Below are 21,653 nucleotides of genomic sequence, written 5' to 3' on the forward strand. Positions count from 1 at the left end.
CGTCCTTTGATGGGCCGGACTCTAATGCAATCTGGAGGAAATTACCCGTGGCAGGTCACGCTCTATCTGGATAGCATTTGCGCTTTTCGGATAGACAATTTGACTGACGCTCTCCCGGTGGTTGCTAAATCTCCAACCTCCCCCGCATAGCAAGGTTTTGCGGCTTGCCCGCGAACTGCGCGACGCTCTGAACGGTCTCGGCAATCGGCATGAATTGCAGTTGCGGTACCACAGCGCCGCTGCTCCGGCTTCAGCCGCGTAGCAGCGGAAGCAGTTGATCGCCCTGCCGCTTGATTTCGGAGAGATACGGCGTGTCGGACAACACGAAGTGGGTGATGCCAAGATCCTGGTATTTGCGCAGCGAGCGGGCGACGTCTTCCGCCGAACCGACCAGCCAGGTGGTGCCGGCGCCGCCGCCGCCGAACTTGCCCGGCGCCGTATAGAGGTTCTCGTCGAGGACGTCGCCGCGCTCATGCAGCTCGAGCAGCCGCTGCTGGCCGACGGCGAGCACGCGCTGGTGATCGTGCCAGCCGCTGCCTTTGTTTCTTGCCATTTCGGCGACCTTCGCCTCGGCATCGGCCCAGGCCTGTTCGGTGGTGTCCCGGACCAGCGTCGTTATCCGCAGTCCGAATTCCAGCGGCGGGAGGTCACGGTCCAGTTCCCTGCTCAGCGCCTTCAGCCGCGCGATCCGTTCGCGGACACCGTCGAGCGGCTCACCCCAGAAGAGCTGGACATCGGCCTCGGTGGCGGCCACCCGCTCGGCTGCCTCCGAAGCGCCGCCAAAATAGAATTTGGGGTGCCGACGGTCGCCGCGGACCTGGATGCGCGGCACCACGGTGGATTCGGCGACCCGAAAGTTCTCGCCCGCGGATGTGACGTTGTCTTCGGTCCACAGTCTGCGGACCAGCCGCATGAATTCCTTGGTCCTGGCATAGCGGTGTGCCTGATCGCCCTCGCTGTCGCCGTAGGCAGAGAGGTTGTCCTTGCCCGACACGATGTTGATCCGCACGCGGCCGCCGGTCAGATGGTCCAGCGTCGCCGCCGCGGAAGCGAAATTCGCCGGTCGCCAATAGCCTGGACGGATCGCAATGAGCGGTTCGAAGGTGGTCGTCCGGGCGGCGAGCGAGGTTGCGACGGTAAACGTGTCGGGGCGGCCCCAACCGGTGCCGATGAGCGCGCCCTTCCAGCCATGCTCCTCCAGCGCCCTTGCGTGGCTGGTCAGCGTATCCAGGCTGTTGTGGTTCTCGACGGCGGAATCGCCGCGATGGCCAGCTTTGACGTCGTTCGGAATATACCAGAGAAATTCGGAATTATTGCTCATGCAATGCTGCGGTTCTGTCTGTGATTGGAACAAGAAAACCAGGGGAAGCCCCCTCAAGAGATCATACGGCCGTCTGCACCTGCTGCTGCCCCACCTGAACCACAAAGCCATTCGGCGGGCGCCGGAGGCCGAGGTTCTCCCGCAGCGTCGTGCCTTCATATTCGTGCCGGAACAGGCCGCGCTTGCGTAAAATCGGGACGACCTGATCGACGAAATCGGTCAAAGCGGTGGGCAGGATCGGCGGCATGATGTTGAAGGCGTCGGCCGCACCGTTCTCGAACCAGCTCTGCATTGCATCGGCGATCTGCTCGGGTGTTCCGACCACCGTCCGATGGCCACGAGCGGTGGCGACCGCCAGATAGAACTGGCGCAGCGTCAGATTGTTGCGCGAGACCAGGTCGGAAACCAGCTTGAGGCGGCTCTTGTTGAGTTCGGTATTATCAGGCAGGGGAGGGGCGGGATCATCCAGCGAGTAGCCGGAAAGGTCGATGCCCTTGTAGTGGCGGGCAAGGATATTCCAGGCGATGGAGGGATGAACGAGCGATTGGATATGGTCGTAATTCGCCTTGGCTTCGGCTTCCGTCCCGCCGAGAACAGGGAATATGCCGGGGCTGATCAGCAGTTCGTCCGGCAGGCGTCCGTAACGGGCGAGCCGCCCTTTGACGTCGGAATAAAATTCCTGCCCATCCTCGAGCGTCTGGCTGGCGGTAAAGATCATCTCGGCCGTGCGGGCAGCAAGCTCGCGCCCCGGCTCCGATGCACCAGCCTGCACGATGACGGGATAACCCTGAACCGGGCGGCCGACGTTGAGCGGACCGGCCACCGAGAAGAACTTGCCCTTGTGATCGACGAGATGCACCTTGTCGGGATCGAGATAGACCCCGCTTTCCTTATCGCGAATAAAGGCATCGTCCTCGTAGGAATCCCACAAGCCCTTCACCAGATCGACGAATTCCTCGGCCCGCTCGTAGCGATCGGCATGGGCGGGATGGCCTGCAATTGAAAAATTCTTCGAAACATCCGCACCGGTCGTGACGACGTTCCATGCGGCGCGGCCCTTGGAGATATAGTCCAGCGACGCGAACCTGCGTGCCAACAGGTAGGGGTCTTCGTAGGTTGTCGATGCCGTGGCGACGAAGCCGATATGTTTGGTCACCTGGGAGAGGGCAGCCCAAAGGGTCAGAGGCTCGAAATGCGCGCCCTGGGCGGTGCGGCGAAGCGTTTCTGGGTCCTTGGCGCGGTCCCATCCAGCCGGACTGTCGGCGACGAAGACGAGATCGAATTTGCCGCGTTCGGCGGTCTGCGCGAGCTCGCGGTAGTGATCGATATTGAGGCCGGCATCGGCCTGCGCCTTCGGGTGGCGCCAGGCGGCGATATGATGGCCCGTCGCCATGATGAATGCGCCAAGCCGCATTTGCCTTTTCGATGTGCTCATTGGCTTATCTCCAGATCAAATTGAGCTGTTGCTGATGTCAGGCGGCCTTGCGGCCAGGAAGCTCGACCCCGAGCCGGCGGAGAAGATGGATTCGGAATTGCGCAAAGCGCGGATCGCCGTGGTCGCGCGGCGTCGGCAGATCGATCTTGAGATCCTCGATTAGGCGCCCTTCGTCGAGAACCAGTATGCGGTCGGCCAGCGAAATCGCCTCGTCGACGTCGTGGGTGACGAGCAGCACGGCAGGACGGTGTCTTGCACACAACTCCCGCAGCAGATCGTGCATTTTCAGCCGGGTCAGCGCATCGAGCGCGCCGAACGGCTCATCGGCGAGAAGCAGGGCCGGTTCGCGCACCAGCGAACGGGCAAGCGCCACCCTCTGCTGCTCGCCACCCGAAAGCTGGTTCGGCCACGCCGTTTCCCGGCCTGCGAGTCCGACCTCCGCCAAAGCCTTCCGCCCGGCGTCCTGGCCGGAGGCGCCGGTCAAGCCGAGCGTGACGTTCTGGATGACGGTGCGCCACGGCAGCAGGCGGGCGTCCTGGAAAACCACCGAAAGGCTCTCCGGCGTCTCGAGGGTGCCGGTTCCCTCGACACCGTGATCGAGACCGGCCAGAGCCCTGAGGAACGTGCTTTTGCCGGAGCCGCTGCGGCCAAGCAGGGCGACGAACTCGCCTTCCTCGATATCGAGATCGACGCCGTCGAGGATCGTCTTCGTCGCAAACCGCCGTTCGAGATCTCGCACGTGGACGGCCTTGGTTGCGGGCTTCAGTTTGCCAGCGTGCGGCGCCATGAGAGGGCCCTCCGTTCAAGCAGGCGGACGAGACCGTCCGAGACGAGACCCAGCAGCACATAGACCACCAGGCCGACGAGAATGACGTCGGTCTGCCCGTAATTTCGGGCAAGATCGATCATGTAACCGAGCCCGCTGGTGGCGTTGATCTGCTCGACCACGACGAGAGAAACCCAGCAGAGGGTGACGGCAAACCGCAGACCCAGAAGGAAACCGGGCAAGGCGCCGGGCAGCACCACCTGAAGGATGAAGTCCTTCTGGCTCATCCGCAGGGTCTCGGCCAGTTCGACATAGCGGCTGTCGATGCTGCGGAGCGCATTGTGGGTGTGGATATAAATCGGCACGATCACGGCAAGCGCGATGGTCGTAACCTTCATGCTCTCGCCGATGCCGAACCATAGGATCAACAAAGGGATCAGGGCCAGCGTCGGTATCGCGCGCTTGATCTGCACCGGCCCGTCGATCAGGGCTTCTCCGATCCGGGAAAGACCGGCGATAACCGCCAGGATCGTGCCAATCAGCAATCCGATGCTGAGGCCGAGCAGGGCACGCGTCGCTGACGTCACGAAGTTGTCCTGCAGGCGACCCTGCTCTATCAGCCTTACGAAAGCCTCGACCACCGTCCACGGCGCCGACAGGATACGCGGGTCGATCCATCCGAGCGCCGAGCCGACGACCCAGGTCAAGACGAGCAATGCAGGCCCGATCTGCAATCCGAAAGGTATCGCAGGTCCGGGGCCTAGCCTGCGCCGGGCGCGAGGACTGGCGGAGCCAGCCAGGCCAGCAGAGCCAATCGGCTTTGCCACGCGTGAACCTGCGTGCGCAATTCTCCCGCTTGCTGTCAGGGATAGTTTCGCCTCATCTGCATCCCAAGTGGTTGCCATGCTTCAGATCTCCTCTCCGAAGGGGTGTCGAACATTACTGGCTCTTGGCCAAAGCCGCGGCGCCGAGCTTTTCGAAGCGATTGTCGAAAATCTGCTCCACATTGAGGGGCTTGTAGCCGAGCTCGTCTGCCAGCAGGTCGATGGTTTCCTGGTGGCGCTTCTTCACTTCGCTCCAATCGCTGGGAACGACCTGTTCGCCAGTCAGCTTGACGAGATATTCCCCGTCTTCCTGGCTCAGTCCCTGCTGACCGACGTAATATTCCTTGATCCAGAGGTCCGGGTTCCGGTTCACCCATTCGGTGGCGCGTGCCCACAGACCGACATATTCGGCGAGAGCTGCCGCCTTGGCGGGATCATCCAGAACCCATTGCGGCGCATAAAGATGGCTCGGATCATCCCGCAGGCCATGTTCCACGAGGGTCGCGCCATCGGGTCCGTATTGTGTGATGTAGCGCCTGATGTAGACGCCGCCGAGCGGTGCGATGTCGACCTGTTTGCTCGCCAATGCCTTCGGATAGACGTCGCTGGTGCTTGGCAGTTCCACCAGAGTGACGTCGCCGCTCTTCAAGCCTGCGGCATGGAGGGCACGTAGAACGAGCGTGCCCTGGGCCTGTCCCGGGCTGAAGGCGATGCGTTTGCCGCGGAAATCTGCCAGCGTCTTGACGTCGGCACCCGGCGCGATGCCGAAGCGGTAGATCGGATTGGCGATCGGGTCACGGCGTTCGCGATAGGCGATGTTGCGGACGGGCAGGTTGTTCCAGTTGGCGAAGATCGAGGGGATCTCGGCCACCGACCCGACATCGAGCGCATGGGCGCGGAAAGCTTCCGAAGTCTGCGGCCCGCCGCTGATATTGGCCCATTTGACCTCGAAACTAAGCTCCTTGCCGAGACCGGACACTTCGAGCGCTTTCTGGGTGACAGGATCGCCGATCGTAAGCACCGTGCCTGGCGGCACTTTGGAAAGCAGCGGAGCCTCTGTCTCGGCTTCCGCCGGACCGTGAATGGCACTGAGACCAAGCAGACTGAACAACGCAATTTTGAATGTCCTTGCCAATGTCATCGTCGATCTTCCCGTTTCGGATTGTTGTTTGCAGGAGCGATGCACGGTAAGATGGAACATAATCTACTAAATCGATAGACTATTTAGTTTAATGAAAGTGGCGCTGAGGGAAAATTGTCCTCAAAAGTCGGGCAACAGAAACGATCGCATCCGTCGCGTCGAGGATGCTCGGCGCACCAGACGTGAAAAAGCGCCCGGGAGGCTCGTCCGCGGGCGCTTTCCGGGTCGTTGTTCAAACCCTTACTTTTGTTTTGGCCGGGCAGCGGACCGGAGCAGTCATCCAAGCCGTCGCGGACGTCGGGATCGACTGCCGTCAGGCGATATGCGGCGCGTATTCGTTGGCCGCGAATACGTGATGATGCACCTTGCCGGTAAAGAGCTGCAGGAGTTCGCCGGTCACCTCGCGGCTCTGCGACCGCACATCGGAGAGAAGTGCTGCGTTCACCGCGTCCATATCGGGATAACGAATGGCGAGCGCCATGGCATAAATCGGGGCGCCTGCGTCGCGCTCCATCCCGTCCAGCACCCGGATTTCCTCGGCGCCCGGAAATTTCGTCCAGAGAGGGACGAGCCGCTGCCGCACGAATTCGCGGAATTCCGCTTCTCTGCCGGGATGGATTTCGCCTTCAAACAAAGCATAACGAATGATCATAGGTTCTCTTTTCCAAAACTCGCCGGCGCTGGATGGATGTTGCAGTGATGTCAGGAAGTGAGGGCGTATCGATCGATACGCCCTCGGCTGGGAGGGTTATTTGCCCCAGATTTTCTTATATTGATCGCGATAGCCGTTATCGGGATCGAAGCTGTTCTTCGGTCCGCCGTCGAATTCGACATTCGCACTGGTCACCACATGCAGCGGCGACACATAGCCAGACCACGGAGCGCCCGCGAAGGCTCGGTTCAGTTCGTCGACGAGCTGCCAACCCTGGAGGTTGAGCGGTTCGGCGACCGTAACGGCCTGGAACTGCTTGGCGCGGATACGCTGATAGGCGCTCTCCGAACCGTCGCCGGCTGCAACGTTCACCGGTTTTCCGTCGCCTGCGATGCCGGCCGAGGCGAGCGAAGGTCCCATGAAGTCGTAATAGAGGTCATTGATCGCCAGAGAATGCGTCCACTTCGCACCATATTTCTGCAGAAGCGACGTGGTCAGCTGCGGCATGCGCTGGGAGGTTTCGGCGATCGGCGTGTCGACATATTCGAGCACCGTACCGCCGAGATCCTCGATCTCCTTCTTCATGCGATCGACCTTGGCAATCGCGATCGCATAGGTGGAATCGGTAAAGATGATGACGCCCGGCTTGCCGCCGGCATCGGCGAAGGCCCAATCCGCCGCAGACTTCGACACTTCCATCGCATCGGTGGTGACGTTAGCGAAGACACCGACTTCGGGAACCGGACCGACCGCCGAGGCGGCGTGCCAGGAAACCATCGGAATGCCGGCAGCCTTGGCCGCTTCCATCGCCGGCTTCTGCTCGACCGCGTCAAAGCCGTTGATAATGATGCCATCCGGCTTCAGCGCCATCGCCTGTCCGAACGCCGCGGTCCGCCCGCCGATCGAACCGGCACCGTCAAGCGCCTTCACCGTCCAGCCGAGCGCGCCTGCAGCTTCCTGAACGCCATTGACCACGCCGAGGATGCCGCCGTTCTTCATATCACCGGCAAGAATGACGATGTTCTTTCCGGCAGCACCCTTGGGGCCGCTCGTCGGGCCGTCCCAGGCGCTCACCTTGGAAGCATATTTTTCGACCACGGCTTTGGCGTCGGCCATGGAATCGGCCAATGCCGGCATGCTGAGCATAACGGCGACGGTTGCGACCGTTGCCTGCAATAACGTTCTGCGCTTCATGTTCACTCCTCCATTTTGTTTGTTGTGAAATGCCGGGATGAGCCGGCATCCTCATTTGGATGCGGGTGTGATCCTCCTCACAGCTCCGCGTTTGCGCTGGGCGTAGCCTGCTATGCCGATGGCAATCAACAGGGTGACGCCGTTGAACAGCGGCTCGACGAAGAACGATCCGCCGAATTGCTGAATTCCTGATATTCCGACTGCCAGGATGATGACGCCGATCAAGGTGCCCCAGACGTTCACCCGCCCCGGCTTGATCGTCGTCGATCCAAGGAAGGCGCCGACAAGCGCCGGCAGCAGATATTCAAGGCCGACGCTTGCCTGGCCGATGCGCAGCTTCGAGGCGAGAAGAACCCCGGTCAGCGCCGCAAGCAGGCCCGAGGTGACGAATGCGCCGATCACGAATTTGCGGACCGGAATGCCATTGAGGGCCGCCGCCTTCGGATTGGCGCCGATGGCGTAGAGGTAACGGCCGATCGGCAGGTATTCGAGCACAATCCACATGCAGACCGCGATCAGGAGCACGTAGAAGCCGGTAATCGGCAGGCCGAACAGCATGGTGCCGTTCAGCGCATAGAAACCCTCCGGCAGGACGCCAACCACCTGCCGCCCACCGGTGTGCCAGAGGGCAAGCGCATAGAGGACGGTTCCCGTGCCAAGCGTCGCGATGAAGCTGTCGATCTTCGCGACCTCGACCAGCAGGCCGTTTATGAAGCCGGTGAAGACGCCGAGTGCGAGAACAATCAGCACCGCGACCGGCCAGGGCAGGCCGTAGGCCGTCTGCAGGCTGATGGCGAGAATGTGCCAGAGCACGATGCCATAGCCGACGGTGAGATCGATGCGACCCGATGCCATCGGGATCATCGCGGCGAGCGACAGAAGCGCGATGATGGCCTTGTCGGACACGATCGAGCGGACGTTCAACAGGGTCGGGAACGTATCGGGCAGCAGGATTGAGAAGAGCACGATCAGGCCGACGGTGAGGATCACCAGCCCGTAAACCGGGATCAGGCGTCCGATCTTCTGTCCCGTGGACAGGCCGGCCATTTCGCTCTTGGTCGGCTCCAGAGCCGTGGATTCAATGGATTGCATGGCTGTTCTCCCGATGGCTCAAGCGGCTTCCGATGCGGATGCAGCTGTGATGACCGCCTCCGTCGTCAGGGCGCTTCCGGTCAGTTCACTGACGATTTTGCCGCGCGAGAAAACCAGCGCGCGGTGGCAGATATGGGCGATTTCCTCGAAATCCGTCGACACCACGACAACCGCGAGACCGGCCTCGAGCGCCCGGGTAATCAGACGGTAGATCTCCGCACGCGCGCCGATGTCGACGCCGGCGGTCGGATCTTCGGCGATCAGCAGCTTGCGGCCGGTCGCCAGCCAGCGGCCGACAACCACTTTCCGCTGATTGCCGCCCGACAGGGCCTCCACCGGCAGATCCGGGTCGTTCGGCCTGAGGCCGACGGAATGGCCGATCTTATGGGCAAGATCGGCTTCGCCGCGCGGCGACAGGAAGGACAATAGCCCACGCCCGACGGCGCCCGGATTGAGATAGGTATTTTCCCGAATGGAAAGCGAGAGCGCCACTGATTCCTCCGTCCGGTCACGGGCGATCAAGCCGATGCCCGACGCCATGGCCCGCAGCGGGCTCGAAAGGTCCGGGACCTCGTCATGCAGCAGAACCGAGCCGTTGAAGGGCTCGCAGCCGAACAGCGCGCGGCCGATCCGCTCCTGCCCGGCGCCGCGCAATCCAGCCAGCCCCAGAAGCTCGCCCCCACGGATATCGAAGGATATCGGGCTCGTGCCGGCGCAGACGAGATCGCGAACCTTGACGATCGCCTTGCCTGGCTTGATCTCGGTCTTCGAAAAGAGATTGTCGCCGCTGCGGCCGATGATCATCGTCACCAGCTCGTCGGGGGTCGTCTCACTGACGGGCTTCTGCCCCACCATGCAGCCGTCGCGCAGAACGGCGACCCGGTCGGCAATCCGGAAAATCTCGTCCAGCCTGTGGGAGACGTAAATCATCCCGACGCCGCGCTCCTTCAGCGGGCGGATCGCGTTGAACAGCCGATCGACCTCATCGGCAGGAAGGCTCGCCGTCGGCTCGTCGAGCACCAGAACGTCGGCTTCCACGGCAAGCGCACGGGCAATGGCGACAAGCGACTTTTCGGTGCGCGACAGCGCCGAGACCCGGGTGGTGGGATCAAAATCGCAGCCGACCAGCTTCAAGGCTTCCTTGGCGCGTGCCTGCGTCCTGTTCCAATCGATCAGGCCGCGACGCATCGAGAAACCCTGCGACAGGCCCATGTTCTCGCCGACCGTCATCCACTCGATCAAACCGAGATCCTGATGGATGAAGGCAACCGGTTGCCGCTCGTTCGGCTTCGGGGGACGATGATGGTAGCTCTGGCCGCGAAAAAGGATGTCGCCGCTATCGGGCTTGTAGATGCCCGCAAGCGTCTTGATGAGCGTCGATTTGCCGGCGCCGTTTTCCCCCAGCAGCGCGAGGATTTCCCCCTCGCGAAGGTCGATCGAGACGTCGCGCAGCGCTTGCGTGCCGCCGAAGCTCTTGGTGATCGACTGGAACTCCAACAGTCTCTTGGCTTCCACTGTGGCTCCTCCCAAAGCTGCGGTTGTCATTGGTCGTATGTTATCGATAACATTTACGGATGGTCAAGCGGAAAGATGACGATCTCGAATTTCCCGGGAAATTGATGTCAGCCGGCCTGAAATCCGTCGAGAAGACGCATCATCTCGGCGGAGTCCTTCGGCCCGAGGCCGGCAGCGCACAGCAGGCGATGAATCTCGACCACGGAGCCGGTCATCGGCAATGGTGTCTTCGTCTTCAGCGCAAAGGCCTGAAGTGAATCCAGGTCCTTCAACATGTTGTCGATTCTGCCCGTCGGAGAGAAATCCCGGGCGGCGAATTTTGCCATGAATTCCTGCATTATGCGATTATCTGCCCTGCCGCCGGCAAGGGCTGCCGGAATGGCGGCCGGATCGACGCCGCCGGCTTCAGCGAGCTTGACCGCCTCGGCGACGGCCTGAAACAGCACGGCGCAAAACAGCTGATTGATCAGCTTCGTCGTCTGCCCGGCGCCGGATGCACCCATCAGCGTGTAATTGGCGGCAAGATGCCGCATCACCACGCGCGCCCGTTCGAAATCCTCAGCGGTGCCGCCCGCCATGATCGTCAGGTGTCCGCTCAGCGCACCTGGCACGCCGCCGGAGAGCGGGCAATCCACCCATGCCATTCCGGTTTCCCGACGCAGCCGCATCGCCATGTCGGCCGTCTCGGCGGGGTCGATGGAGGACATGTCGATCAGCACCTTGTCGGCATTTGCAGCCGCCGCAACACCCTTTTCGCCGAAGACGACGGCGCGGACAATATTTGCGTGATTGAGGCTGAGCACGCAAAACGCCGACCGCGAGACCGCATCCTCCACGGAGCCCGCCGCACGCGCACCCTTGGCCTGCAAAGCCGCGACTTTTTCGGCATCCAAGTCGAAGACGGAAACTCTATGCCCGGTCTCGATCAATCGGGTGACGATCGCCGTTCCCATGATGCCGGCACCGATGACGGCGACATCTGCTCTGTAGTCATCCTGCATGTTAATCTCCTCCCTTGACGGCCATGCCGTTCAGCCGCTGGCAAGCCAGCGCCACAATATCATCCAACGCATTATCGATCGCCACCGTCACCACACCAGCTTCCCCGGTCGGCACCTCCAGCGTCTGGAGCTGGCTGTCGAGCAGAGTCGCGGGCATGAAGTGACCCTGACGGGCCTTCATGCGCGACAGCAGCAGGTCGTAGGCCCCTTCGAGGAAAACAAAGGCCAGACGCCCGTCCCCCGCTTGTCTCAACCTATCGCGATAGCTTCTCTTCAGTGCCGAACAGGAAACCACAAGTCCTTGCGACGCCTTCTGCGCTGTCTTTATTTCCGCGCCGATCCGGTCGAGCCAGGGCAGGCGGTCGTCGTCTGTCAGCGGTATGCCCCGCGCCATCTTCTCGACATTGCCGGCAGGATGGAGTTGGTCGCCCTCCAGAAACGGCAGGCCGTTTTCTGCGGCGATGCGCTCTCCAACCGAAGATTTGCCGCAACCGCTGACCCCCATGACGATGACGGCCAGAGGCGGTGCCTTTCTCTCCAAGTCCATCGTCTCGTCTCTATCAGAGGCAGGTCGTGATGCCACCGTCGACATAAAGCGTATGCCCGTTGATGAAGGACGAACCACGGCCTGACAGGAAGACGGCAGCGCCGACCAGCTCCTCGACATTGCCCCAGCGCCCGGCCGGCGTCCGCTTCTCAAGCCAGGACGAGAACTCGGGATTGTCGACGAGCGCCTGGTTGAGCGGCGTCTTGAAATAGCCTGGGGCAATCGCGTTGATCTGCAGGCCGTATTTGGCCCAGTCGGCGCACATGCCGCGGGTCAGATTGCGCACCGCACCCTTGGTCGCCGTATAGGGAGCAATGCCGGGGCGCGCCAGTTCGCTTTGCACGGAGGCGATGTTGATGATCTTGCCCTGGCCGCGAGCGATCATGGCTTTGGCCGCTGCCTGGCCGACGTAGAACACGCTCGAAATATTGGTGGTCAGCAGCAGCTCCCATTTGTCCGCCGGGAAATCTTCCAGCGGCGTGCGAAACTGCATACCGGCATTGTTGATCAGGATGTCGAGCGGCCCGATGTCGGCTTCGATCGCGTCTATGCCTTCTTTGGCAGCATCCTTGCTGGTCACGTCGAAGATCGCCGCATGGGCAGACAGGCCCTGATCCTTGAGGCTCGCGACCGAGCGTTTGACGCTTTCGGGCGTGCGGCCGTTGATGATCACCTCGGCGCCATGCTGCGCCAGGCCTTCGGCCAGGGCATAACCGATCCCCTGGCTCGACCCGGTGATCAGGGCACGCCGTCCGGTAAGATCGAACAAGTTCTTCATGTAAATCACTCCTCGGGTCTCGCCGCAGGCGCTTCAACTGTCGCTGACGGTGAAACTCACTTGACATCCCTTTTCGAATTATATGTTATCGATAACATAATCAACTGTCAAAATGCTGGATGGAAACGGAATGCCTGAGGTAGAAATCTTGATGGCCGGAGCTTATCCGGACTGGGATATGGTGGATCTGGAGGCGAACTACCGCGTCCATCGCCTGTGGGAAGCGGCAGACCGGCAGGAGCTGATTTCCAGGGTCGGCAAGGATATCCGCGCCATAGCGACCCGCGGTGAACTCGGAGCGTCTGCAGAACTGATGGCGCAATTGCCGAAACTGGAAATCGTCTCCTGTTACGGCGTCGGCACCGACGCAATCGACCTGTCCTACGCCCGCGCCAACGGCATTCGCGTCACGAATACCCCCGATGTGCTGACCGAAGATGTCGCCGATATCGCCCTCGGACTGCTGCTTGCCACGGCAAGGCAGATCCCGCAGGCCGATGTTTTGGTCCGCTCCGGCCAATGGGGCAGTGTCGCCATGCCGCTGGTGACGCGCGTCTCGGGCAAGAAAGTGGGGATTGTCGGCATGGGGCGGATCGGCAAGGCAATCGCGAGAAGAGCCGCCGCTTTCGGCTGCGACATCTCCTATTTCGCTCGTCATGACCACACGGATGTAGCTTACACCTACGAACCCGACCTGATCGCACTTGCGGATTGGGCCGATTTTCTGATCGTCATCGTCCCCGGCGGGGAGGCGACCATGAAGATCATCAACGCCGAGGTGCTTAAAGCGCTCGGTCCGAACGGCATCCTGGTCAATGTTTCGCGCGGGACGACCGTCGACGAAGAGGCGCTGATTGCAGCTCTTCAAGACCGCACCATCCAGGCTGCGGGTCTTGATGTCTTCCTCAACGAGCCCAAGATCGATACACGCTTCCTGACGCTTCAAAACGTCGTGTTGCAGCCCCATCACGGCTCTGGCACTGTCGAAACTCGCAAGGCCATGGGCCAGCTGGTCAGAGACAATCTCGCTGCACATTTTGCGGGCAGCCCGCTTCCAACTCCCGTCGTGTGAGGGTCCCGATATGAAAGCCATCGTCATTCATGCCGCCAAGGATCTGAGGATCGAAGAGCGCGAGCCGGAGGTTGCGGGCGCCGGGCAGGTGGAGGTTGCCATCGAAGCCGGCGGCATCTGCGGTTCCGACCTGCATTATTACAATCATGGCGGTTTCGGCACCGTTCGCCTGCGCGAACCGATGATCCTCGGCCATGAGATCGCCGGCACGGTCAAGGCGCTGGGTTCCGGCGTCGCCGATCTTGCCGTCGGAGACCGTGTCGCGGTTTCCCCGAGCCGGCCGTGCAACCATTGCCAATATTGCCTGAGGGGGCAGCAAAACCACTGCCTCAACATGCGGTTTTACGGCAGTGCCATGCCGATGCCGCATATTCAGGGCGGTTTTCGCCAGCGGCTGGTGGCGGAGCGTTGGCAGTGCCACAAGGTCGCGGACGGCATTTCCATTCACGAGGCCGCCTTTGCCGAACCCTTTGCGGTGACGCTGCATGCGGCAAACCGCGCCGGGTCACTGCTCGGCAAAAGGGTGCTGGTCACCGGTTGCGGCCCCATCGGGATGTTGGCGATCGTTGCGGCGCGCGTTCTCGGCGCCCGCGAAATCGTCGCGACCGACGTGACGGACAGCGTTCTGGCGATTGCCCGCACCAGCGGCGCCGACAGAACGATCAATGTTGCCACGCATGCCGCCGACCTTGCGGCTTACAGCGCCGACAAGGGATATTTCGACGTCATGTTCGAGGCGTCAGGCAATGAGCGGGCGGTGCGCGCGGGTCTGGAGACGCTGAAGCCCCGCGCCGTTCTCGTCCAGCTCGGCCTTGGCGGCGATGTCTCTATCCCGCAGAACATGATCGTTGCCAAGGAAATCGAGATGCGCGGGACATTCCGTTTTCATGAGGAATTTGCGCTCGCCGTCGAACTGATCAACGCGCGTCGCGTCGATCTGAAACCGTTGCTCACAGGTGTTTTCGGGATCGAAGAGGCCGTTGCCGCCTTCGAATTGGCGGGCGACCGCAGCAAGTCCATGAAAGTCCAGATCGCCTTTTGAACCTGCTGCATGATCCCTGCAGCCATTCAAAGTGTTACAGCGCTGCGCATCTGGAAAGACGCGCGGCGCTTTAGTCTCAAGCGGTTGGCGCGCCGTTCCGGTCCGTGCTTTCGCGCAAGACAACCTTGTAGCCGATCAATGTGATCTCATCGCCGGTCGCCTCGCCGGTATGGAGGGTATCCAGCAGGCGGGCGGCGGCCTGGCGGCCGATGCCATAACAGTCCACATTGATGGTGGTCATTCGTGGATGACAGATGGACGAAATCTCATAATCGCCGAAACCGGCAATGGCGATGTCCCTTGGAACCTTCATTCCCCTGCGTGTGCATTCCATGATGGCGCCGAAGGCGGAAAGATCGGAGACGCAGAGAACCACTTCCGTGTCCGGCCAGCGCTCCAGCAGGCTGACGATCGCCTGGCCGCCCTGTTCCATGGTGATAGGCGGCACGCCGAAGGAAATCATCCGTCCCGGTCCGAGGCCGAGTTCTTCGACTGTCTTCTGGAAACCGCTTCGCCGCTGGCTGCCGCGCGTATCGCGCGCCGTCGTTCCGCCGATATAGCCGAACTTCCGATACCCCTGGCCGGCAAGCGTCCGCACCAGCAAGGACATCGCCTCGCTGTTGGAGAAGCCGACGACCTGATTGATCGGGTCTTCCGGAAGTTCCCAGGTCTCGACAACGGGAATGCCGGCTTTTACGAGCATCCGCCGCGCGCGCGCCGTGTGCGAGCCACCGGTCAGGATGATTCCTTCCGGCCGGCGGCGCAGCATAGCCTCAATCAGCTCTTCTTCCTTCTCCGCCGAATAGTCGGTATAGCCAAGAAGAAGCTGAAGGCCGGTATTCTCCAGCGCATCGGTCATGCCACGTGCGGTATCGGAAAAATTCGAATTGTTGATCGAGGGCACCAGGGCGGCGATGAAGCCGCTCCGCCTTGACGAAAGACTGCCGGCAGATAGATCGAGCACATAACCGAGCGCATCGACGGCTTCCATGATGCGCTTGCGGGTCTCCTCGGAAACACTTGCATCCTGGCGAAAGGCACGCGAAACGGTCATGGCGGAGACGCCGACATATTTGGCGACCTCCGCCATCGTCAGCTTTTGAGCGTCTGCCGGCTTGAGACGCTTGTCTTTCGGCTCATCCTCGTTTTTCACTGGTCTCCGCTTTCAAAACAGACGTCCGAATTGGACATCTCAAGACACGATAAAGTTATCGCTATCATGGCACAATCGATATTATTGCGGGAACGCGCCGTTCCAACACCCAAAAACCAAGATTCATGGGGTATTTTCGCAAAAGTCGGCAGCTCGGTATCTGTACGAGGCCATCAGAACGCGTCAGGATGATATCGATAACAATTTCAGGAAATGGAGAGGGGCATCATGTTCGGGCTAATTGACGGTACGGGGTTCGAGGTTCTCGACCCGCGTTTCGACAGCTGCTTCGTCGGGCACGCCCGCGTCGAGCGGCTTTGGACTGGCGGCCGCTGGTTGGAGGGACCCGCCTGGTTTGCCGCCGGGCGATATCTGGTTTTCTCCGATATCCCCAACAACCGAATGATGCGCTACGACGATACCAGCGGGCACACGTCGGTATTCCGCGCGCCCAGCAACAACTCGAACGGCAACACGGTCGACAATCAGGGCCGGCTGATCACCTGCGAGCACCTGACGCGCCGGGTCACGCGGACGGATTTCGACGGTGGGATTACCGTGCTGGCCGATCGCATTGCAGGTAAACGGCTGAATTCTCCGAACGACGTTACCGTCAAATCCGACGGAACGATCTGGTTCACCGACCCGAACTACGGCATCCTCCATGACTACGAGGGCGACTATGGCGAGGCGGAAATCGGCGGATGCCACGTCTACCGGCATGATCCGGCAAAAGGCATGACCGATCAGCTGACCTCCGATTTCGTCAAGCCGAACGGACTGGCCTTTTCCCCGGATGAGACGGTGCTCTATGTTGCCGACACCGGGGCAACGCACCTGCCCGGCGGTCCGCGTCATATCAGAAAGCTCGCAGTCTCGAATGAGGGAAGGCTGAGCGATCTCGGCGTTTTCGCAGAATGCACTTCAGGCCTGTTCGATGGTTTTCGCGTCGACCGCAAAGGCCGCATATGGACGAGCGCCGGCGACGGTGTGCACGCCTATGATCCGGATGGAACGCTGCTCGGCAAGATCCATATTCCCGAGGGCGTCTCCAACGTTACGTTCGGTGGAGAGAAATTGAACCGTCTCTTTATTACCGCGAGCACGTCTCTCTACGCTGTTTATCTCACGGTCAACGGGTCGAGACTGGGATAACCGGTACCCAAGACGGCTGCTTCCGAATTCTGTCGTCAGCGTTTGCTGGGACGAATGGCACCACGCAAAGTGAGCAGCCTGTCGAGGGACTGCAGCGTCGTTTCGCGAGCAGCGGTCGCCAGTGCAAGCATCATCGATTCAAGGCAGACGAGCGTCGGACCATGCAGGGCGACATGCTCCGTCTTGGCACGAGGGATGATGATCGAGGCATCGGCATGTTTGCGCAAGACCGTGTCCTCCTGCCCAAGCAGCATGACGATCGGAATGCCAAGACGTTCGGCTTCCGTGATTGTTGTCATGCCTTCGCGATGCGCACGTCCATACGCCATCATGATCAACGCATCGCCTTTTTCCATCGTGAGAAGCTGTTCCGCAAGCGCGATGCCGGTGAGGTTCAGCGCATAGGAGGGATAGCCGTTGCGCGAGAAGAGACGTGCAGCATAGGTGGCGAGAACGCCGGAGGCTCCAATGCCGAAGATCCCTATGCGCTTTGCCTCCAATAGGACGGAGATCGCCTTTGTCATAGCTTCCCGGTTGGCGGGAGATGAGAGTGCCTCCATGGCATTGCGATGGTCGGCGATGACAAAATCGATGGCGGAATCGACGCTGTTGCTCAGTTCAAGCGTCGTGGCCGCCATTTTCTCGGAGGGTGAATCCGTCTCGCCGATATGCGCTTCGAGCGTGTCCTTGAGATCGATCAGCCCCTCGAAACCGAGCGCCTGGATGGCGCGAATGACCGTCGCATCCGACGTGCCCGTCTCGGCGGCGATTTCGAGCGCCGACTTGCCGAGAACGGCATGACGATGCTGGTCGATATAGTCGGCGACGCTCAGCAGGCTCGGCGACAGTGAGCCGCGGCGGTTCTTCAGCCTCTCGCCGAAACGGTCGATGCGGCGCAATTTTCTACGGGACCTGGGGGCGTCGTCCATGGCCGGCGCGATACCTTCATAATCTACTCATCTTATGGAAGGTACTTTGGCCTATTCCTGTGGATTTTGAAAGCCCGGACGGAGCGTCACTGTTGTAGCGGCTTCAGGCCGGGACGTCCTGATATATGTGACTGCACCACCGAGACCATCAGGTTGAGCGCTGCATAGGAATTGGAGATCGCCTCCTCGCGCGGCAGAAGAATATAGCGGCCCTCGCGGCAGGCGACGAGGAACTGACAATAGTCCGGCAGGACCTTGTTCATCGCCTCGATCTCATCATCAGGCGTTCCGCCCGTATCCGATCGGTAGGTGTCGAAAATGAAATCGGCGTCGAGTTCCTGAAGCCGCTCGGCGCTGACTTCAATACGGTCGCCTTCCGGGATGGCGTCGATGATCCCGGGGAAACGAAAGCCGGCATCGCGCAGCACGCGCCCGAGCGCACGATAGGTGTGATAGATGCTGATCTTGCCGTTTTGCGCCTGCAACACCGAGATGGTGACCTTGGACGGGTCCATGACCTCTCTCAGTGCTTCGATCTGGGCGCGATAGCGACGGTCGAGGATGGCGAGGCGATTCTGCGTGCCGGTCAGATCGGCAAGCCGCTCATAGATATGCGGAGCGCTGCCGATGGTGTTGTCGATGATGATGGTGGGAGCGATCTTCTCGAGTTGCTCGACCGGCGTGGTGCGGCCGGGCTCGGTGATGATGAGATCGGGTTTGGCGGCGACGACGGCTTCGAGATCGACGGTGACGGCACCGATATAGCTGATGCCGGAATTGTCGAAATCAATGCCGGTGAGGATCGAGCTGGAGCGGAGGTAGGCCTTCCCGTCGAGACCGGTGCGGCCGTGGCTGGCGACCGGGCGCATGCCAAGCTCGAGCAGCGGAATGGTGATATCGAGATCGTGCATCGAGACGATACGCTGAGGACGGGTGGGCACCTCGACCTTGCGGCCGAAATCATCGGTGAAGAGGCGTTTTTCGATAGTCTGAGCGAAGAGCGGAGCGGTGGAGACGGCAAAGGCGATGACGGCCGCGGGCAGAAGCTTGAACATTCGGAATATCCTCACAGAAGGTTTCGACGCTTCCAGAGCAGAAGCAGGAGAACGGGAACCCCGACGATCGAAAGCACGATGCCGGCCGGGAGCTGAAGGGGTGCGAAGGCGAGGCGGCCGATACTGTCGGCAATTAGGACGAGAGCGGCCCCGAAAAGAGCACTGCCGGCGAGCAGTGCCGTCTGGCCGCCGCGAATTGCAAGCCGCGCCATATGCGGTGCGATGAGGCCGACGAAGCCGAGGCTGCCGACGCAGGCCACACAGACCGCCGTCAGCAGGACCGGTGCGGTGAAACGCAGGATCGAGAGGCGGCGCAGCCGCACGCCGAGACCCGTCGCGGCCTGATCGCCGAGCAGAGCCGCATCGGCCGCCGCCGAGGTCAGGAACAGGATCGCAGCGCCCGCAAGCATCGAGACGAGCTCGATCGGGACGATCTCCCAGGACGCGGCGTTGAGGCTGCCGGCGAGCCAGACCATGGCCGTCTGCACGTCACGGATATCCGACGTGGTGAGGATGACGGAAAGGGCGGCCGACATCAGCCAGGAAAGACCGATACCAACAAGCACGAAGCGCATGCGCGACAGATCCCGGGCGATGGCGACGACGATCAGTGCGCTCGCAAGGCCGCCGGCCATGCCGACCAACGGGCGGAGCGAAAGGTTTGCCGAGGGAAAGAACAGCATCAGGCCGATCACGGCGAGCCCGGCGCCTTCCCTGACGCCGAGCAGGCCGGGATCGGCAAGGCCGTTGCGGGTCAGCGATTGCATGGCGGCACCGGAAAGGCCGAGCATCGCGCCCGATGTCACCGCCAGGATGATGCGCGGCAAGCGGAATTCACGGATGATCGCATGGCTTTGACCGGTCGCCTCTATTGGGGCGAAGAGGACAGTCAGCAGATCACGGACACCGGCCTCGTGGCTGCCAAGCGGAGCAGCGAGAAAGGCAAGTGTTGCGACCAGCAGCGCAAGCAGGGTGCAGAGAACGAAGCTGCGGCCATGGATTCTCCGCGAAAGCGGACCGAAGCCAAGGCGGCGGTAGCCGTTTTGCGCCGCAGTGCTCATCGGAGATATCTCGACACCGCGAAGATGAAGACCGGCGCGCCGACCGCCGCAGTCATGATGCCGGTCGCAAGCTCTTGCGGGCTCGCGACCATACGGGCGGCGATATCGGCAGCAAGCAGCAGGGCTGCGCCGCAAAGTGCCGAGAGCGGCAGGGCGAAACGCAGATCGCCGCCTGCGAGCCAACGCGCCGCGTTCGGTACAATCAGGCCGATGAAACCGATCGGGCCGGCGACGGAAACCGCCGCGCCGCAGAGAAGGGCGGTTGCCGAAAGGCCGACCAGCCGCGTGCTTCTGACCGGGACCCCCAGACCGGTGGCGGCCGCATCCCCCAACGCCAGGGCATTGAGGCGGGGGGCGATCAGGAATGCGAGACCGGCGCCGAGGAGGCAGGGCAGCAGCGCGCCGGCGATCGGTCCATAGCCGATGCCGGCAAGATCGCCGGCCAGCCAGAGGCGCATCTCCTGCAGTGTTTCCTCGTCGAGAATGAGGATGGCCGAGGTCAAGGATGAGGCAAGCGCCGAAAGCGCGATACCGCAGAAGGTGACCTTCAGCATCGTCAGGCCTGAGCGCCCGGCCGATGCAATGGCTATGACGAGAGCGAAAAGGGCGCCGGCGCCAAGGGCGCCAATCAGCGGACGGCCGATACCCTCAGCAAGAAAAGGCAGGCTGCTGGAAAGGACGACGGCGAAGCTTGCTCCGGCGTTCAGGCCGAGAATATGCGGCTCGCCGAGCGGGTTGCGCAGCAGCGATTGCAACAAGAGCCCGGCAATGCCGAGCGAAACGCCGACGAGGAGGGTGGCAGCCAGCCGGGCAAGCCTGAGCTTCACCAGGATCTGGTGTTCGAAATTGTGACTGTCGTAGGCAAAGACGGCCCGAAAAAGCGTGGCTGGCGCGACCGGTCTTGCGCCGATACCCGCATGGACGGAGGCAAGAATGACGATGATCGCGGCCACGAGGGTGAGGGCCGCAAGGCTTCGCGCCGAACGGACATGCGCGGGAGCAGGGCCGGTCGAAGTGGAAACGGTACTCATCGCCCGGCGGTCCTGGCCGAGGGAAGGAAAAGCGGCATGCCGGTTTCCGGATGGGACAGGTGCACGACTTCGACATTGAAGACATTTCGAATGAGATCGGCAGTGCAATCGCTCGGTTTTTCGGCGACAAAGCGGATCGCCCCATCCTTCAGGAAGACGACGCGATCGGCATATTGGAGCGCGAAGTTGAGGTCGTGCAGCACGGCGACGATGGTGCGGCCATGATTGCGCGTCAGATGGCGCAGCAGATCGAGCACCTCCACCTGGTAATGCAGGTCGAGGAAGGTTGTGGGTTCGTCCAGAAGGATGACCGGCGTCTGCTGCGCCAGCGCCATGGCGATCCAGCAGCGCTGGCGTTGTCCGCCCGAAAGGCTGTCGACGGGACGAGCGGCGAAATCGAGCGTATCGGTGACATCAAGCGCCTGTTCGACCGCCGCTTCGTCGGCATCAGTCCATTGCCGCAGGAAGCCCTGGTGCGGATACCGGCCGCGGGAGACGAGATCATAGACAGTCAGCCCCTCCGGCAGCAGCGGGCTTTGCGGCAGCAGACCGAGCCTGCGGGCAACCTCCCGGGTCGGCATCCGATGCAATTCCTTGCCATCGAGGCAAATGGTGCCAGCCAACGGCTTCAGCAACCGGGCCATGACAGACAGCAGCGTCGATTTGCCGGAACCATTCGGCCCGACAAGCACCGTCATCTTTCCCTCGGGAACGGCAAGCGAGATACCATCGACGACCACCTGCCGCCCGTAGCCCGCGGAGATCCCATCCGCCGAGAGCGGGGCGAGGTTGGCTTCCGGCGGTGTGGCCATGCGATCCTGATCGAATATCTGTTGCTGTCCGTTCTGCATGCCCGCTTTCGTGCAAAGTTTCGTCCGAAGGGAAAGTA

The 21,653-nt window shown here is 61.6% G+C and carries 21 protein-coding genes; 3 read left to right on the top strand and 18 right to left on the bottom strand.

Features of this window, described 5'->3' with window-relative positions; genetic code table 11:
- Positions 1–250: 250 nt before the first annotated feature.
- From G9X64_RS28045 to G9X64_RS28100, 12 genes are all read right to left on the bottom strand, one after another.
- The gene (locus G9X64_RS28045; RefSeq protein ID WP_171377810.1) at positions 251–1,321 is read right to left on the bottom strand and encodes an LLM class flavin-dependent oxidoreductase; all 1,071 of its coding nucleotides are present in this window, start codon (positions 1,319–1,321) and stop codon (positions 251–253) included.
- 61 nt (positions 1,322–1,382) lie between these two features.
- Positions 1,383–2,756, bottom strand: coding sequence for an LLM class flavin-dependent oxidoreductase (locus G9X64_RS28050; protein WP_171377811.1), 1,374 nt, complete (start codon positions 2,754–2,756; stop codon positions 1,383–1,385).
- 37 nt (positions 2,757–2,793) lie between these two features.
- Positions 2,794–3,543, bottom strand: a complete 750-nt coding sequence (locus G9X64_RS28055) for an ABC transporter ATP-binding protein (RefSeq protein WP_171377812.1) — start codon at positions 3,541–3,543, stop codon at positions 2,794–2,796.
- Positions 3,519–4,427: an ABC transporter permease gene (locus G9X64_RS28060; RefSeq protein ID WP_171377813.1), complete on the bottom strand. Its 909-nt coding sequence runs from the start codon at positions 4,425–4,427 to the stop codon at positions 3,519–3,521. Before G9X64_RS28060 ends, G9X64_RS28055 begins: the two co-directional genes overlap by 25 nt.
- A 34-nt stretch (positions 4,428–4,461) precedes the next feature.
- Positions 4,462–5,487, bottom strand: a complete 1,026-nt coding sequence (locus G9X64_RS28065) for an ABC transporter substrate-binding protein (protein ID WP_171377814.1) — start codon at positions 5,485–5,487, stop codon at positions 4,462–4,464.
- 313 nt (positions 5,488–5,800) lie between these two features.
- Entirely contained in the window at positions 5,801–6,139 is a 339-nt protein-coding gene (locus G9X64_RS28070) for a hypothetical protein (RefSeq protein ID WP_168303938.1), read from the bottom strand.
- A gap of 96 nt (positions 6,140–6,235) precedes the next feature.
- Positions 6,236–7,333 carry an ABC transporter substrate-binding protein gene (locus G9X64_RS28075; protein WP_171377815.1) on the bottom strand — a complete coding sequence of 366 codons (1,098 nt, stop codon included), beginning with the start codon at positions 7,331–7,333 and terminating at the stop codon, positions 6,236–6,238.
- Between the two features lie 51 nt (positions 7,334–7,384).
- On the bottom strand, positions 7,385–8,425 hold the full coding sequence (locus G9X64_RS28080) for an ABC transporter permease (protein ID WP_168309659.1): 1,041 nt from the start codon (positions 8,423–8,425) through the stop codon (positions 7,385–7,387).
- Positions 8,426–8,443: 18 nt separating this feature from the next.
- Entirely contained in the window at positions 8,444–9,940 is a 1,497-nt protein-coding gene (locus tag G9X64_RS28085; protein WP_171377816.1) for a sugar ABC transporter ATP-binding protein, read from the bottom strand.
- A 107-nt stretch (positions 9,941–10,047) separates the two neighbouring features.
- On the bottom strand, positions 10,048–10,941 hold the full coding sequence (locus G9X64_RS28090; RefSeq protein ID WP_168309657.1) for an NAD(P)-dependent oxidoreductase: 894 nt from the start codon (positions 10,939–10,941) through the stop codon (positions 10,048–10,050).
- Position 10,942: 1 nt separating this feature from the next.
- A complete protein-coding gene (locus G9X64_RS28095; RefSeq protein WP_171377817.1) occupies positions 10,943–11,488 on the bottom strand; it encodes a gluconokinase in 546 nt (181 codons plus the stop codon).
- Positions 11,489–11,501: 13 nt separating this feature from the next.
- Entirely contained in the window at positions 11,502–12,266 is a 765-nt protein-coding gene (locus tag G9X64_RS28100) for an SDR family oxidoreductase (protein WP_168309655.1), read from the bottom strand.
- A gap of 130 nt (positions 12,267–12,396) precedes the next feature.
- Between G9X64_RS28100 and G9X64_RS28105 the strand changes: the two genes are divergently transcribed.
- Complete coding sequence (locus G9X64_RS28105) at positions 12,397–13,338, top strand: 2-hydroxyacid dehydrogenase (RefSeq protein WP_168309654.1); 942 nt, start codon at positions 12,397–12,399, stop codon at positions 13,336–13,338.
- Between the two features lie 10 nt (positions 13,339–13,348).
- Entirely contained in the window at positions 13,349–14,380 is a 1,032-nt protein-coding gene (locus G9X64_RS28110) for an L-idonate 5-dehydrogenase (RefSeq protein WP_168309653.1), read from the top strand.
- Positions 14,381–14,456: 76 nt separating this feature from the next.
- Here the strand turns inward: G9X64_RS28110 and G9X64_RS28115 are convergent, their stop codons facing one another.
- The gene (locus tag G9X64_RS28115) at positions 14,457–15,533 is read right to left on the bottom strand and encodes a LacI family DNA-binding transcriptional regulator (protein WP_168309652.1); all 1,077 of its coding nucleotides are present in this window, start codon (positions 15,531–15,533) and stop codon (positions 14,457–14,459) included.
- A gap of 228 nt (positions 15,534–15,761) precedes the next feature.
- On the opposite strand from G9X64_RS28115, the gene G9X64_RS28120 reads away from it, so the two are divergent.
- On the top strand, positions 15,762–16,688 hold the full coding sequence (locus tag G9X64_RS28120) for an SMP-30/gluconolactonase/LRE family protein (RefSeq protein ID WP_171377818.1): 927 nt from the start codon (positions 15,762–15,764) through the stop codon (positions 16,686–16,688).
- Positions 16,689–16,723: 35 nt separating this feature from the next.
- On the opposite strand, the gene G9X64_RS28125 is transcribed toward G9X64_RS28120, so the two are convergent.
- The 5 genes from G9X64_RS28125 to G9X64_RS28145 all read right to left on the bottom strand — a co-directional run bounded on the left by G9X64_RS28125 (position 16,724) and on the right by G9X64_RS28145 (position 21,615).
- Entirely contained in the window at positions 16,724–17,617 is an 894-nt protein-coding gene (locus tag G9X64_RS28125; protein WP_168309651.1) for a MurR/RpiR family transcriptional regulator, read from the bottom strand.
- 86 nt (positions 17,618–17,703) lie between these two features.
- Positions 17,704–18,672 carry an ABC transporter substrate-binding protein gene (locus G9X64_RS28130; protein WP_171377819.1) on the bottom strand — a complete coding sequence of 323 codons (969 nt, stop codon included), beginning with the start codon at positions 18,670–18,672 and terminating at the stop codon, positions 17,704–17,706.
- Between the two features lie 11 nt (positions 18,673–18,683).
- Positions 18,684–19,733 (bottom strand): FecCD family ABC transporter permease, encoded by a 1,050-nt coding sequence (locus tag G9X64_RS28135; protein WP_171377820.1) that lies wholly within the window; start codon positions 19,731–19,733, stop codon positions 18,684–18,686.
- Positions 19,730–20,764, bottom strand: a complete 1,035-nt coding sequence (locus G9X64_RS28140; RefSeq protein WP_171377821.1) for a FecCD family ABC transporter permease — start codon at positions 20,762–20,764, stop codon at positions 19,730–19,732. The genes G9X64_RS28135 and G9X64_RS28140 overlap by 4 nt, the downstream gene beginning before the upstream one ends.
- A complete protein-coding gene (locus tag G9X64_RS28145) occupies positions 20,761–21,615 on the bottom strand; it encodes an ABC transporter ATP-binding protein (RefSeq protein ID WP_168309647.1) in 855 nt (284 codons plus the stop codon). Before G9X64_RS28145 ends, G9X64_RS28140 begins: the two co-directional genes overlap by 4 nt.
- Positions 21,616–21,653: the final 38 nt, after the last annotated feature.

The organism is Rhizobium sophorae, assembly GCF_013087515.1.
GTDB lineage: Bacteria > Pseudomonadota > Alphaproteobacteria > Rhizobiales > Rhizobiaceae > Rhizobium > Rhizobium sophorae.

Coding starts and splice junctions, on each gene's coding strand:
- G9X64_RS28045 (WP_171377810.1), bottom strand. CDS start 1,321: ATGAGCAATAATTCCGAATTTCTCTGGTATATTCCGAACGACGTCAAA.
- G9X64_RS28050 (WP_171377811.1), bottom strand. CDS start 2,756: ATGAGCACATCGAAAAGGCAAATGCGGCTTGGCGCATTCATCATGGCG.
- G9X64_RS28055 (WP_171377812.1), bottom strand. CDS start 3,543: ATGGCGCCGCACGCTGGCAAACTGAAGCCCGCAACCAAGGCCGTCCAC.
- G9X64_RS28060 (WP_171377813.1), bottom strand. CDS start 4,427: ATGGCAACCACTTGGGATGCAGATGAGGCGAAACTATCCCTGACAGCA.
- G9X64_RS28065 (WP_171377814.1), bottom strand. CDS start 5,487: ATGACATTGGCAAGGACATTCAAAATTGCGTTGTTCAGTCTGCTTGGT.
- G9X64_RS28070 (WP_168303938.1), bottom strand. CDS start 6,139: ATGATCATTCGTTATGCTTTGTTTGAAGGCGAAATCCATCCCGGCAGA.
- G9X64_RS28075 (WP_171377815.1), bottom strand. CDS start 7,333: ATGAAGCGCAGAACGTTATTGCAGGCAACGGTCGCAACCGTCGCCGTT.
- G9X64_RS28080 (WP_168309659.1), bottom strand. CDS start 8,425: ATGCAATCCATTGAATCCACGGCTCTGGAGCCGACCAAGAGCGAAATG.
- G9X64_RS28090 (WP_168309657.1), bottom strand. CDS start 10,941: ATGCAGGATGACTACAGAGCAGATGTCGCCGTCATCGGTGCCGGCATC.
- G9X64_RS28095 (WP_171377817.1), bottom strand. CDS start 11,488: ATGGACTTGGAGAGAAAGGCACCGCCTCTGGCCGTCATCGTCATGGGG.
- G9X64_RS28100 (WP_168309655.1), bottom strand. CDS start 12,266: ATGAAGAACTTGTTCGATCTTACCGGACGGCGTGCCCTGATCACCGGG.
- G9X64_RS28105 (WP_168309654.1), top strand. CDS start 12,397: ATGCCTGAGGTAGAAATCTTGATGGCCGGAGCTTATCCGGACTGGGAT.
- G9X64_RS28110 (WP_168309653.1), top strand. CDS start 13,349: ATGAAAGCCATCGTCATTCATGCCGCCAAGGATCTGAGGATCGAAGAG.
- G9X64_RS28120 (WP_171377818.1), top strand. CDS start 15,762: ATGTTCGGGCTAATTGACGGTACGGGGTTCGAGGTTCTCGACCCGCGT.
- G9X64_RS28125 (WP_168309651.1), bottom strand. CDS start 17,617: ATGGACGACGCCCCCAGGTCCCGTAGAAAATTGCGCCGCATCGACCGT.
- G9X64_RS28130 (WP_171377819.1), bottom strand. CDS start 18,672: ATGTTCAAGCTTCTGCCCGCGGCCGTCATCGCCTTTGCCGTCTCCACC.
- G9X64_RS28135 (WP_171377820.1), bottom strand. CDS start 19,733: ATGAGCACTGCGGCGCAAAACGGCTACCGCCGCCTTGGCTTCGGTCCG.
- G9X64_RS28140 (WP_171377821.1), bottom strand. CDS start 20,764: ATGAGTACCGTTTCCACTTCGACCGGCCCTGCTCCCGCGCATGTCCGT.
- G9X64_RS28145 (WP_168309647.1), bottom strand. CDS start 21,615: ATGCAGAACGGACAGCAACAGATATTCGATCAGGATCGCATGGCCACA.